Below are 12,527 nucleotides of genomic sequence, written 5' to 3'. Positions count from 1 at the left end.
TCGGGTTCCCGCTCCGCTCCGCGCCGTGCGAGGATGCGGCAAACTAGACGCTTCCGTGGGGGAAACCGACGCCATGCTGCTCTACGAGCACCCGCTCTCGTCCTACGCGCAGAAGGTGAAGATCGCCCTGCGCGAGAAGGGGGTGGCCTTCACCGCCGAGCTGCCGGAGACCTTCGGCACCGGCCGGACCGACGGGCCGTTCGCGCAGGCCAATCCCCGCGCCGAGGTGCCGGTGCTCGTCGACGGCGATGTCGGCATCTTCGAATCGACCGTGATCCTCGAATATGTCGAGGAACGCTGGCCCGATCCGCCGCTGCTGCCGCGCGACCCCGCCGCCCGCGCCGTCGCCCGCATGACCGAGGAGGTCTGCGACACCCAGTACGAGGCGGTGAACTGGGGCTTTGGCGAGATCCTGTGGTTCCGCCGCGCCACCGGGGCGCTCGCCGACCACCTGCGCGGGCAAGCCGCCGCGCAGACCAAGATCCTCCAGGACTGGCTCGCCGGCCGTCTCGGCGGGGCCGACTGGTTCGGAGGGGAGCGCTTCGGCTGGGCCGACGCGGCGGCGGCCCCGATGGTCAACCGCTCGGTGCATTACGGCCTCGGGCCCGCCGAGGGCAGCCCGCTCGCGCGCTGGCACGCGCGGATCCGCGAGCGCCCCTCGGTCGCCGAGACCTTCCGCGAGTTCGACGCGGCCGCGGCCCGGATGGCGGAGGCCGCCGACCTCTACACCACCGGCGGACGGCGGCGGGAATACCGCGACCACCGCCTCGAATGGATGGTGAAGTCCGGCGGCGTCGAGGTGGTGCTGGCGGGCCTGCGCGACCGCAACATCCGCTTCCCCTGGCCCGCCGGCGAGGCCCGCTGACGCCGCCCCGCCCACGACAAGAAGCACGCCCCCGGGAGACCCCATGCACCCCCTGCGCATCCTCGACCGCCTCGAGGAGATCCTGATCGCGAGCCTGATGGCCGGCGCGACGCTGCTGATCTTCGTCGCCGTCGTGCACCGCTACGCCTCCGGCATCGATGCCCTCTACCCGATCACCACGGCGATCCACCTCTCCTGGGCCCAGGAGCTGTGCATCTACATGTTCGTCTGGATGGCGAAGTTCGGCGCGGCCTACGGCGTGCGCACCGGCATCCATGTCGGCGTCGACGTGGCGGTGAACCAGCTGTCGCCGGCCTGGCGCGACCGGATCGTGCTGTTCGGCCTCTTCTGCGGCGCGCTGTTCACGGCGATCGTCGGCACGATGGGCGCGCGCTTCGTCTACGGCCTCGTCGACACCGACCAGACCACGCCCGACCTCGAGATCCCGAGCTGGGTCGTCTACCTGGCGATCCCGCTCGGCTCCTACCTGATGTGCTTCCGCTTCCTCCAGGTCGCCTGGAGCTTCTGGCGCACCGGGGAGCTGCCCCACCACGATCCGGGCCACGTCGAGGGCGTGGTCGAGAGCCCGCACGCTGCCCAGGATCTTGCGCAAGACCTTGCGAACGAAGCCCGCACCGGAGGCACTGCCCGATGAACGCCGCCATCATCTTCGGGCTGCTCATCGCCCTGATGCTCACCGGCATGCCGATCTCGATCGCCCTCGGCCTGTCGGTGCTCACCTTCCTGTTCACCATGACCACCGTGCCGATCGAGGCGGTGGCGCTCAAGCTGTTCACGGGGATCGAGAACTTCGAGATCATGGCGATCCCGTTCTTCATCCTGTCGGGCAACTTCCTCACCCATGGCGGCGTCGCCCGGCGGATGATCAACTTCGCCACGTCGATGGTCGGCCACTGGCACGGGGGCTTGGGGCTGGCCGGCGTCATGGCCTGCGCGCTGTTTGCCGCCATCTCGGGCTCGAGCCCGGCGACCGTGGTGGCGATCGGCTCGATCATCCTGCCGGCCATGGTGGCGCAGGGCTTCCCCAAGCGATTCGGCGCCGGCGTCATCACCACCTCGGGCGCGCTCGGCATCCTGATCCCGCCCTCGATCGTGATGGTGATGTACTCGGTGGCGACGAGCGGCGCGGTGGTGACCGGGCCCGACGGCCAGCGCGTCTCCTCGGCCTCGATCTCGACGCTCTTCGTCGCCGGCGTGATCCCGGGCCTGATGCTGGCCGCGCTTCTCGGCCTCACCACCTGGTACCGGGCGCGCAAGTTCGGCTACCCGCGGATGCCGAAGGCCACCTGGCGCGAGCGCTGGGTCGCGTTCCGCAAGTCGGTCTGGGGCCTGCTGCTGATCGTGCTGGTGCTGGGCGGCATCTATACCGGCGCCTTCACCCCGACCGAGGCGGCGGCGGTCAGCGCGGTCTACGCCTTCGTGATCGCGCTGTTCGTCTACCGCGACCTCACCTGGCGCGACGTGCCGCGGGTGCTGCTCGATTCGGCCAACATGAGCGCGATGCTGCTCTACATCATCACCAACGCGGTGCTGTTCTCGTTCCTGATGACGAGCGAGCAGATCCCGCAACAGATGGCGAGCTGGATCACCGGGGCCGGCCTGAACTGGGTGGTGTTCCTGCTGATCGTCAACATCCTGCTGCTCGTCGCCGGCAACGTGATGGAGCCCTCCTCCATCGTGCTCATCATGGCGCCGATCCTGTTCCCGATCGCCGCCAAGCTCGGCATCGACCCGGTGCATTTCGGCATCCTGATCGTCGTCAACATGGAGGTCGGCATGTGCCACCCGCCGGTCGGCCTCAACCTCTACGTGGCCTCGGGCATCACCCGCATGGGCATCACGGAACTGACGATCGCGGTCTGGCCGTGGCTCCTGACGATGCTGATCTTCCTCGTCGTCGTCACCTACGTCCCGGCGATCTCGCTCTGGTTGCCGCGGATGCTCGGGATGATGTGAGGCCCGCCCGACATGATGTACGCTCCGGGACGATCAGCGTCCCGGAGACCCGCCATGGCCCTCGTGATTCCGGTGATTCTCGGCTCGGTGCGCCAGGGGCGCAACGGCCTGCGCGCCGCCCGCTACGTCGCGGGCGCCCTCGCCTCCCGCGGCCACGAGGCGCCGCTGGTCGACCCGGCGGAGCTCGGCCTGCCGCTGCTGACGCGGATGTACAAGGAATACCCGACGGGCGAGGCGCCGGAGGCCCTGGAGCGGTTGGCCGCCCTCTACCGCCGGGCCGATGGGTTCGTGGTGGTGTCGGCGGAGTACAACCACAGCATCCCGCCGGCCCTGTCGAACACCCTCGACCACTTCCTGGAGGAGTACTTCTGGCGCCCTTCCGCGATCGTCTGCTACTCCGCCGGCCGCTACGGCGGCGTGCGGGCGGCGATGCAGCTGCGCGCCATGCTGGGGGAGCTCGGCACCCCGAGCATTCCCTCGCTCCTGCCGATCCCCGAGGTGCACAAGGCGCTCGACGAGGACGGGCAGCCGCTCCAGCCCTGGCTGGAACGCCCGACCGCGCGGTTCATCGACGAGCTGACCTGGTACGCCGAGGCGCTGCGGGAGAAGCGAAGGGGTGGGGTGCCGTATTGAGCGAATTCACCCCGCCCTTTCCCGGGCGCATGCAGCGCCAGCGGAATGCGACCCGGAACCAGCACGAGACTTCGCGAAGCGCCCGTCTATCTGCAACGGTGCAGAACACAGAGCCGCTTCGCGGCACTTCTCTCCTGGATCCCGGATCTCCTTCCGCTTCGCTCCAGTCGTCCGGGAAAGGGAGGGGTGAATTGCAGGTCGGGGATCGCCCCTACACCACTCCCGCCCGCAGGATGTCGTGGATGTGCAGGATCCCCACCGGGCGCCCGCGCTCGACCGCGAACAGGGCGGTGATCTGGCTGCGGTTCATCAGCTCCAGGGCGGCGCTGGCGAAGGTGCCGGGGCTGGTGGTGATCGGCGACGGGGTCATGATCTCCTCGACCCGGCGGGCGAGGAGGTCGCTGTGGCCCGCACCCGTGCTCATGTGGCGGCGCACGTCGCCGTCGGTGATCATGCCGACGAGCCGTCCGGCCTCGTCGAGGATGCCGGCGCAGCCGAAGCGCTTGCCCATCACGGCGATCAGCGCCTCCGAGACGCGCAGGCCCCGGGGCACCAGCGGCATCTCCTCGCCGGCGTGCATCAGCTGGGCCACGGTCTTGAGCCGGGCCGCGAGCTTGCCGCCGGGGTGGAAGAGCTTGAAGTCGCTGGCCGAGAAGCCGCGGCGCTCGAGCAGCGCCACCGCCAGCGCGTCGCCGAGGGCGAGCTGGATCACGCTCGAGGAGGTCGGCGCGAGGTTGTGCGGGCAGGCTTCCTTGACGAGCGGCAGCGGCAGCAGGATGTCGGCGGCCTGGCCCAGCGTGCTGCCCGGGTTCGACGTCATGCCGATCAGCGTGACGGCGAAGCGCTTGGAGAAGCTGATGAGGTCGCCGAGCTCGGCCGTCTCGCCCGACCACGACAGGGCGATGACGATGTCCTGCTGCGTGATCATCCCGAGGTCGCCGTGGCTGGCCTCGCTCGGGTGGATGAACGAGGCCGGCGTGCCGGTGGAGGCGAGCGTCGAGGCGATCTTGCGGCCGATATGGCCGCTCTTGCCGATGCCCGACACGATCACCCGGCCCGGGATGTCGTGGATCGCCGCGACGGCGGCGCCGAACCCGGCCTTCAGCTCGTGGTCGAGGGCGCGGGCGAGGGTGAGGAGCGCCTCGGCCTCGGTGCGGACGCTGCGGATGGCGGAGAAATGCGCCGCCTCGACCACCTGCGCCGCCACGCCCACGCCGTCCTGCGCCTCGTAGCTCTCGGCCCGGTTCGAACTCTCCATCGTGCTCCTCGATCCCGACGTGATCCTGTCGCGCAGGAGCCTGCCGACTCATTTGCGGCCAGAATGCGTGCGCCCGCGCCGCCGGACGGCGATTTTTGATCCCTGGCGGCGTTGTCGCGTCAGAGGCCGCGCCGCGCGCCGAGGTAGTTCTCGACGAGGCCCGTCAGCTCGGCGGCGGTCTCGGCGACCGTATGGTCGGCGGTGTCGACCACCGCGCGGGCCCGCGCGTAGAGCGGCTCGCGGCTGACCAGGATGCCGCGGATCTCCCGGAGCGCGTTGTCGCTATCGGGCATCCGCGTCGGGGCTAGGCCCTTGGCGGCCTGCTCGCGGACGCGGTGGATGTGCTCCTCCGGCCGCGCCTTGAGCCAGACGGTGAAGAACGCCGACAGCAGCAGGTCGAAGGTGACCGGCTCGGCGACGATGCCGCCGCCGGTCGCCAGCACCATCGGGCCCGGCCGCTCGGCGAGCCGCCTGAGCGCCCCCTGCTCCAGGCGGCGATAGGTCTCCTGGCCGTAGATCGCGAAGATCTCCGCCACCGACAGGCCGTTCTCGCGCTCGATCTCGCGGTTGAGCTCGACGAAGGTCCAGCTCATCCGCTCGGCGAGGATCCGCCCGAGGGTCGACTTGCCCGCACCCCGCAGGCCGATCAGCGCCACGCGCTGCGTCGGGGCGTCGCCCGGCGCCGCCGCGCCCGAGAGCACGCGCTTCGCTTGGGCGATCTGGTCGGCCGAAGCCTTCTCCAGCAGGTCGCGCACCACTGGCCAGTCCGGCGGGCTCTCGACCGCGGCGATCAGGTCCTCGAGCCGCACGCCCATGGCGATCGCCACCCGGCGCAGGAGGATGATCGAGACGTTGCCCTGCCCGCCCTCGAGCTGCGCGATGTAGCGCTCGGACAGGCCGGAGGTCTGCGACAGCATCTTGCGCGACATCGCCCGCACCGCCCGCATGGTGCGGACGCGCTGGCCGAGGACGGTCAGGAACTCCGCCTCCGGGTCGCCCGCCTCGGGGGCGCCCGCGGGCTCGTCCGCGCTCGGGCGCGATCCGGTTCTGTTGGGCATGGCGGGCTTCACCGGGTCCGGGGGGCGAAGCGACGGCTTCGTCCGGGCGGCGGGAGGGCGGGGCCGGAGATCGGGCGGGGGCGGATCATGGGATCGTCTGCCGGCGATCGTCCCGCCCGGGGCGGGAGCGTCGTCCGGGCGGTTCCTCGGGACGGGCAGGAAGGGGCGGACAGAAGTCGACGTGCATACCCCATGCCGTCCCGCCTTGCCATGGTGCAGTGCGAAACGCAGGGCGCGATCGTCCGGTTTCCCCACCCCAGTGGCCCGCGACGGAGCGGGGGAGCCATCCGGCGCCCCGCCCTGGGCGGCATCAGCCGACGCGCTCGACCGCCAGCGCCACGCCCTGTCCGACGCCGACGCACATCGTGGCGAGGCCGAGCCGACCGCCGGTCCGGGCGAGCTGGAGCGCGACGCTGCCGGCGATGCGCGCCCCCGACATGCCGAGCGGATGGCCGAGCGCGATCGCGCCGCCGTTCGGGTTGACGTGCCCGGCATCGTCCGGCAGCCCGAGGCCGCGCAGGCACGCCAGCGCCTGCGAGGCGAAGGCCTCGTTGAGCTCGACCGCGTCGAAGTCGGACGGCTTGAGGCCGAGCCGCGCGCACAGCTTCTCGACGGCGGGGATCGGCCCGATGCCCATCACGCGGGGCGGCACGCCGGCCGACGCGAGGCCGAGCACCCGGGCGATGGGGGTGAGGCCGTGGCGCTCGGCGGCCTCGCGCGTCGCCAGCACCAGCGCCGCGGCACCGTCGTTGACGCCCGACGCGTTGCCGGCGGTCACCGTGCCGTCCTTCTTCACGAAGGGCTTCAGCTTGGCGAGACCCTCGGCCGTCGTGTCGGCCCGCGGGTGCTCGTCGCGCTCGACCTTGACGTGGGTGCCCTTGCGGTCGGGGATCTCGACCGCGACGATCTCCTGCGCGAAGGTCCCGTCGCCCTGTGCGCGTGTGGCGCGGGCTTGCGAGCGCAGCGCGAAGGCGTCCTGGTCGGCGCGGCCGACCTGGTAGTCCTCGGCGACGTTCTCGGCGGTCTCCGGCATCGAATCGACGCCGTACTGGTGCTTGAGCACCGGGTTGATGAAGCGCCAGCCGATGGTGGTGTCGTGGATCTCGGCCTGGCGCTGGAACGCGCCCTCGCTCTTGCCCATCACGAATGGCGCCCGAGTCATCGATTCGACGCCGCCCGCCACCGCGAGATCGAGGTCGCCGGACCGGATCGCGCGCGCCGCGGCGCCAACCGCGTCGAGGCCCGAGGCGCACAGCCGGTTGAGGGTCAGGCCCGGCACCCGCTCGGGATAGTCGGCGAGCAGCAGCGCCATGCGGGCGACGTTGCGGTTGTCCTCGCCGGCTTGGTTGGCGCAGCCGAGAAACACCTCCTCCACCGCCTCCTTCAGGGCCGGGTTGCGCCGCGCCAGCTCGGCGAGCGGCACGGCGGCGAGGTCGTCCGCCCGCACCTTCGCCAGCGCGCCGCCGTAGCGGCCGATCGGCGTGCGCACGTAGTCGCAGATGTAGACGTCCCGCGCCGCGCTCATGGGCTTCTCTCCCGGTTCTCGTTTCGAAAAATCGGTACGGCGCCGCGCCCCTTCGATCAAGCCCCCGGACCGGTCCCGGCCGACCCGTCACCGGCGCTGACAGAATGTCGCGGCGTCTTGTGCAGTGCGGTCGGAACCCCCACTGTTCCGCTCCGTGACCGGTCGTCTCTGGACATCTCTCGCGCGTTTCTGCGCGACCGCCCTTCTCGGCCTCGGCTTCGCCTTCCTGGCGATGTCGGCGGCGGATGCCGCGGCCGGCCGTCCGCAACCGGTGCTGCGCGCCGCCCACGGCGCCTCGCCGATGGCGAGCCTGCACGCACACTGGGTCAAGGGACCCGCCTGCACCGTCACGGCCAGCAGTATCGACAATCCCCGGCCCGACGACAGTGGCGCGGCGAGCGCGACCCTCGCCTGCCCGGCCGACGGCCCGGCCTCCCCCGCCGCCGCGCTGCTGCCGCCGCGCCGCCTTGGCGCCCCGGTCCAGGCCGGCACCGCCCTGCCCGAGCGACCGCCCAAGCCCTGCGCCTGACCGAGCCCTGCGCCTGACCGGCACGTCGCTGATGTAAGGCGACGCACGGTCACATCTCCGCCTCGGAACCCTGCGAGCCTGACCGCTCGCCGCTGCCGCCCCGGCAGCAGCGCCGACGCGCGCGCCCTCTCAGAGGCTCGCCCGACCGCGAGCCCCGCCCGACCTTTGCCTGGATAAGCCCCGCGGCGCTGCCCGCGACCGCTTCGTCCGAAAACCGCGCAGGAAAGACCGCCCGTGATCCAACGCCGCCGCATCCTCCTCGGAGCGACCGCCCTCTTCCTCGGGCTCGCCGCCTGCAAGCCGAACCAGCAGGCTGCCGCACCCACCGCCCCGGCCGCACCGCCGCAGGTTTCGGTCGTGACGGTGAAGAACCAGCCGATCCCCTACGAGCGCGACCTGCCCGGCCGCGCCGCGCCGACCCGCATCGCCGAGGTGCGCGCCCGCGTCGCCGGCCTCGTCATCAAGCGCACCTTCGAGCAGGGCAGCTTGGTCAAGGAAGGCGACATCCTCTACAAGATCGACCCGATGCCGTTCCGCGCCGACCTCGCCAGCGCCGAGGCGACGCTCGCCAAGGCCGAGGCCGCCCAGGTGCTGGCCCGCCAGCAGGCCGACCGCCTGGAGGCCCTGCTGTCGCGCCAGACCGCGAGCCAGGCCCAGTACGACGCCGCCTTCGCCGGCCAGAAGCAGGCCGAGGCCGAGGTCGCCGGTGCCAAGGCGGCGCGCGACCGCGCCCAGCTCAATCTCGGCTACACCGATGTGCGGGCGCCGATCTCGGGCCGCATCGGCCGGGCGCTCGTCACCGAGGGCGCGCTCGTCGAGCAGGGCGGGGCCAGCAACCTGGCGACGATCCAGCAGCTCGACCCGATCTACGTCGACATCACCCAGTCGGTCGGCGAATTGAACAAGCTGCGCCGCGACCTCGCCAGCGGCGAGCTCGACCGCCTCGCCGCGGACGTCGCGAGCGTGCGCGTCATCATGGACGACGGCTCGCTCTACCCCGAGCCCGGCCGGCTCCTGTTCTCCGACGTCACCGCCGACCCGAGCACCGGCCAGGTGACCCTGCGCGCCGTGGTCCCGAACCCGCACGGCGAGCTCTTCCCGGGCATGTACGTGCGCGCCCGGATCAAGCAGGGCATCGATTCCGACGCCATCGCGGTGCCGCAGCAGGCGGTGCAGCGCTCCAACGACGGCCGCGCCCAGGTCTGGCTCGTCGGCGAGGGCGACAAGGTGGTGCTCCAGCCGGTCGAGGTCGGCCCCGTCGTAGAGGGCCAGTGGGTGATCCGCGACGGGCTCAAGGCCGGCGACCGGGTCGTCGCCGAGGGCTTCCAGAAGATCGTCGCCGGCACCAAGGTCGCGACCGTGCCGTTCGAGACCACCACCATGGCCGCGGCCGGGGCCGGGCGCCAGCCCGCCTCGACCGAGCAGCGCTGAGGAGACCCGCACCTTGGCCAGCTTCTTCATCGACCGGCCGGTCTTCGCCTGGGTCGTCGCCCTGTTCATCTGCTTAGGCGGCGCGCTCACCATCCCGATGCTGCCGGTGGCGCAGTACCCGATCATCGCGCCGCCCGCGATCGCCCTCTCGACCGCCTATCCGGGCGCCTCGGTCGAGGACCTCTATACCGGCACCACCCGCCTCATCGAGGACGAGCTGAACGGCGCGGCCAACATCCTGAGCTTCGAATCGGCCAGCGACGCCTTCGGCAACATCGAGATCACCGCGACCTTCCAGCCCGGCACCGATTCGAGCCTGGCCTCGGTCGAGGTGCAGAACCGCCTCAAGCGCACCGAGGCCCGGCTTCCGGCCGAGGTGCGCCAGCAGGGCATCCTGGTCGAGGAGGCCTCGGCGGCCGTCCTCAACATCATCACGCTGGTCTCCACCGACGGCTCGATGGACGAGGTCGCGCTCGGCGACTTCCTCACCCGCAACGTCATCAACGAGATCCGGCGAATCCCCGGCGTCGGGCGCGCCACCCTGTACTCGACGCAGCGCAGCTTGCGGATCTGGATCGACCCGGACAAGCTGCGCGGCCTGTCGCTCACCGCCTCCGACGTGACCAAGGCGGTGCAGAACCAGAACGTCCAGATCGCCTCGGGCGCCGTCGGCGCCCAGCCGAGCCCGGCGGCCCACGCGGTCAACTTCCCGATCCTGGTCAAGGGCCAGATGCGCACGCCCGAGGAGTTCGGCGCGATCGTGCTGCGGGCCAATCCCGACGGCTCGAACGTGCGCCTGCGCGACGTCGCCCGGATCGAGCTCGGCGGCGAGGACTACAAGTTCACCACCCGCCTCAACGGCGGGCCGGCGGCGGGCATCAACGTGACGCTGGCGCCCGACGGCAACGCGCTCGAGACCGCCAAGGCGATCCGCGCCAAGATGGAGGAGCTGTCGCAGTTCTTCCCCGAAAACCTGAAGTGGGACATTCCCTACAATATCACCCCGGCGGTCCAGGCCTCGATCAAGAAGGTCCTGATGACCCTGATCGAGGCGGTGGTGCTGGTGTTCATCGTGATGTTCCTGTTCCTGCAGAACATCCGCTACACCCTGATCCCGACGATCGTGGTGCCGATCGCGCTGCTCGGCACCTGCACGGTGATGCTGCTCGCCGGGTTCTCGATCAACGTGCTCACCATGTTCGGCATGGTGCTGGCGATCGGCATCCTGGTCGACGACGCGATCGTGGTGGTCGAGAACGTCGAGCGGATCATGGCCGAGGAAGGGCTGTCGCCGAAGGAGGCGACTCGCAAGGCGATGGGCCAGATCACCGGCGCGATCGTCGGCATCACGCTGGTGCTCGTCGCGGTGTTCATCCCGATGGCGTTCTTCCCCGGCTCGGTCGGCATCATCTATCGCCAGTTCTCGATCGCGATGGTGACCTCGATCGGCTTCTCGGCGCTGCTCGCCCTGTCGCTGACCCCGGCGCTCTGCGCCACGATGCTCAAGCCGATCGAGAAGGGCCACCACGCCAAGGGCGGCTTCTTCGGCTGGTTCAACCGCATCGTCGACCGCGAGACCGCGCGCTACGGCCGCGGCGTCGCCTGGGCGGTCGCCAAGTCCGGGCGGATGATGGTGGTCTACCTGATCCTCGTCGCCGGCACCGCCTACGCCTTCGTGCGCCTGCCCGAGGGCTTCCTGCCGGTCGAGGACCAGGGCTTCTTCACCGTCGACGTCCAGACCCCGCCGGGCTCGTCCTTCAACCGCACGCTGGCGGCGGTGAAGAAGGTCGAGGAGCACCTGATGGCACAGCCGGGCGTGGCGACCGTCACGATCGTCAACGGCTTCTCGTTCTCGGGGCAGGGCCAGGTCACCTCGCAGGCCTTCGTGACGCTCAAGCCGTGGTCGGAGCGCGGCCCCGACCAGTCTGCGCTCGCGCTGGTCAACGGTACCAACAAGGCGCTCTCGACCTATCGCGACGCGATCGTCCAGGCCCTCGAGCCGCCGCCGATCGACAACCTCGGCAACGCCTCGGGCTTCAGCTTCCGCCTCCAGGACCGGGCCCAGAAGGGCTACGCGGCCCTGATGGCGGCGCAGGAGCAGCTCCTGTCCATCGCCCGCAAGAGCCCGATCCTCAAGAACGTCTACGTCGAGGGCCTGCCGCCCGCGCCGCAGGCGGAGCTGGTGCTCGACCGCGAGAAGGCGGCGGCGCTCGGCGTCTCGTTCGAGGACATCAACGACACGATCCAGGTCAACCTCGGCTCGTTCTACACCAACGACTTCCCGAACCTCGGCAAGATGCAGCGGGTGATCGTCCAGGCCGAGGACGGCCAGCGCCTCAACGCCACCGATCTCCTCAACTACAGCGTTAAGAACCAGCAGGGCACGATGGTGCCGATGTCGTCCTTCGCCGACGTGAAGTGGAGCGTCGGACCGGCCCAGATCATCGGCTTCAACGGCTACCAGTCGGTCCGCATCACCGGCGAGCCGGCGGCGGGCTACACCTCCGGCGAGGCGATCGCCGAGATGGAGCGGCTGATGACCCAGCTGCCGAAGGGCTTCGGCTACACCTGGACCGGCCAGTCGCTCCAGGAGAAGCAGGCGGGCTCGCAGGCGACCCTGCTGCTGGCGCTGTCGGTGCTGATCGTGTTCCTGTGCCTGGCCGCGCTCTACGAGAGCTGGTCGATCCCGCTCGCGGTGATGCTGGTCATCCCGCTCGGCGTGATCGGCTCGGTCGCCGGCGTGCTGATCCGCGAGATGCCGAACGACGTCTACTTCAAGATCGGCCTCATCACGATCATCGGCCTGTCGGCGAAGAACGCGATCCTGATCATCGAGTTCGCCCGCGAATTGTGGCGGCCCGGCACGACGCTCGTGACGGCGACGATCGAGGCCTCGCGCCTGCGCTTCCGGCCGATCGTGATGACCTCGCTCGCCTTCATCTTCGGCGTCGTGCCGCTCGCCATCGCGACCGGCGCGGCCTCGAAGAGCCAGCAGGCGATCGGCACCGGCGTGATGGGCGGGATGATCTCCGCCACCGTGCTGGCGGTGATCCTGGTCCCGGTCTTCTTCGTCGTGGCGATGCGGTTCTTCCAGCGCCGCCGGGTGCGGGAGGAGAACGAGGCGGGGCCGGTCGATGCCGCGCCCGAGCCTGTGCTGCGCGAGCCCGCGCACGGGCACTGACGGCGAAGCGCGTGGGGCCGGCTCTCCCGAGCCGGCCCCGCGCCTTCATCGCGTTCCGGGCGGACCTGTG

General features: G+C 70.8%; 10 protein-coding genes. 7 read left to right on the top strand and 3 right to left on the bottom strand.

From position 1 onward, the window contains the following. Positions 1-73 precede the first annotated feature (73 nt). Genes ACS5PV_RS18905 through ACS5PV_RS18890 form a run of 4 tightly spaced genes read left to right on the top strand, consistent with a single transcriptional unit; the run spans position 74 to position 3,475 of the window. Positions 74-865, top strand: a complete 792-nt coding sequence (locus ACS5PV_RS18905; RefSeq protein ID WP_455396881.1) for a glutathione S-transferase family protein — start codon at positions 74-76, stop codon at positions 863-865. A 43-nt stretch (positions 866-908) separates the two neighbouring features. Next, positions 909-1,520 carry a TRAP transporter small permease gene (locus ACS5PV_RS18900; RefSeq protein WP_455396880.1) on the top strand — a complete coding sequence of 204 codons (612 nt, stop codon included), beginning with the start codon at positions 909-911 and terminating at the stop codon, positions 1,518-1,520. Continuing rightward, positions 1,517-2,842: a TRAP transporter large permease gene (locus ACS5PV_RS18895; protein ID WP_455396879.1), complete on the top strand. Its 1,326-nt coding sequence runs from the start codon at positions 1,517-1,519 to the stop codon at positions 2,840-2,842. The genes ACS5PV_RS18900 and ACS5PV_RS18895 overlap by 4 nt, the downstream gene beginning before the upstream one ends. 54 nt (positions 2,843-2,896) lie before the next feature. Further along, on the top strand, positions 2,897-3,475 hold the full coding sequence (locus ACS5PV_RS18890) for an NADPH-dependent FMN reductase (RefSeq protein ID WP_455396878.1): 579 nt from the start codon (positions 2,897-2,899) through the stop codon (positions 3,473-3,475). 211 nt (positions 3,476-3,686) lie between these two features. On the opposite strand, the gene ACS5PV_RS18885 is transcribed toward ACS5PV_RS18890, so the two are convergent. The 3 genes from ACS5PV_RS18885 to pcaF all read right to left on the bottom strand — a co-directional run bounded on the left by ACS5PV_RS18885 (position 3,687) and on the right by pcaF (position 7,316). Further along, entirely contained in the window at positions 3,687-4,733 is a 1,047-nt protein-coding gene (locus ACS5PV_RS18885) for a KpsF/GutQ family sugar-phosphate isomerase (RefSeq protein ID WP_455396877.1), read from the bottom strand. Between the two features lie 119 nt (positions 4,734-4,852). After that, positions 4,853-5,791 (bottom strand): helix-turn-helix transcriptional regulator, encoded by a 939-nt coding sequence (locus ACS5PV_RS18880; protein WP_455396876.1) that lies wholly within the window; start codon positions 5,789-5,791, stop codon positions 4,853-4,855. Between the two features lie 310 nt (positions 5,792-6,101). After that, positions 6,102-7,316: a 3-oxoadipyl-CoA thiolase gene (gene pcaF, locus ACS5PV_RS18875; protein WP_455396875.1), complete on the bottom strand. Its 1,215-nt coding sequence runs from the start codon at positions 7,314-7,316 to the stop codon at positions 6,102-6,104. A gap of 154 nt (positions 7,317-7,470) precedes the next feature. Here pcaF and ACS5PV_RS18870 point away from each other — a divergent pair, with 154 nt between their 5' ends. The 3 genes from ACS5PV_RS18870 to ACS5PV_RS18860 all read left to right on the top strand — a co-directional run bounded on the left by ACS5PV_RS18870 (position 7,471) and on the right by ACS5PV_RS18860 (position 12,457). Further along, positions 7,471-7,845, top strand: coding sequence for a hypothetical protein (locus ACS5PV_RS18870; RefSeq protein ID WP_455396874.1), 375 nt, complete (start codon positions 7,471-7,473; stop codon positions 7,843-7,845). A gap of 252 nt (positions 7,846-8,097) precedes the next feature. Continuing rightward, positions 8,098-9,276, top strand: a complete 1,179-nt coding sequence (locus tag ACS5PV_RS18865; protein WP_455396926.1) for an efflux RND transporter periplasmic adaptor subunit — start codon at positions 8,098-8,100, stop codon at positions 9,274-9,276. Positions 9,277-9,289: 13 nt separating this feature from the next. Next, positions 9,290-12,457, top strand: coding sequence for a multidrug efflux RND transporter permease subunit (locus ACS5PV_RS18860; RefSeq protein ID WP_455396873.1), 3,168 nt, complete (start codon positions 9,290-9,292; stop codon positions 12,455-12,457). The last annotated feature ends 70 nt before the right edge of the window (positions 12,458-12,527 follow it).

Source organism: Methylobacterium sp. Gmos1, assembly GCF_053764715.1.
This window is presented reverse-complemented; position numbering and strand designations above follow the sequence as displayed.

What these genes read in the sequence shown, in the direction of transcription:
- ACS5PV_RS18905 (WP_455396881.1), top strand. Translation starts at nt 74, where the DNA reads ATGCTGCTCTACGAGCACCCGCTCTCGTCCTACGCGCAGAAGGTGAAG.
- ACS5PV_RS18900 (WP_455396880.1), top strand. Translation starts at nt 909, where the DNA reads ATGCACCCCCTGCGCATCCTCGACCGCCTCGAGGAGATCCTGATCGCG.
- ACS5PV_RS18895 (WP_455396879.1), top strand. Translation starts at nt 1,517, where the DNA reads ATGAACGCCGCCATCATCTTCGGGCTGCTCATCGCCCTGATGCTCACC.
- ACS5PV_RS18890 (WP_455396878.1), top strand. Translation starts at nt 2,897, where the DNA reads ATGGCCCTCGTGATTCCGGTGATTCTCGGCTCGGTGCGCCAGGGGCGC.
- ACS5PV_RS18885 (WP_455396877.1), bottom strand. Translation starts at nt 4,733, where the DNA reads ATGGAGAGTTCGAACCGGGCCGAGAGCTACGAGGCGCAGGACGGCGTG.
- ACS5PV_RS18880 (WP_455396876.1), bottom strand. Translation starts at nt 5,791, where the DNA reads ATGCCCAACAGAACCGGATCGCGCCCGAGCGCGGACGAGCCCGCGGGC.
- pcaF (WP_455396875.1), bottom strand. Translation starts at nt 7,316, where the DNA reads ATGAGCGCGGCGCGGGACGTCTACATCTGCGACTACGTGCGCACGCCG.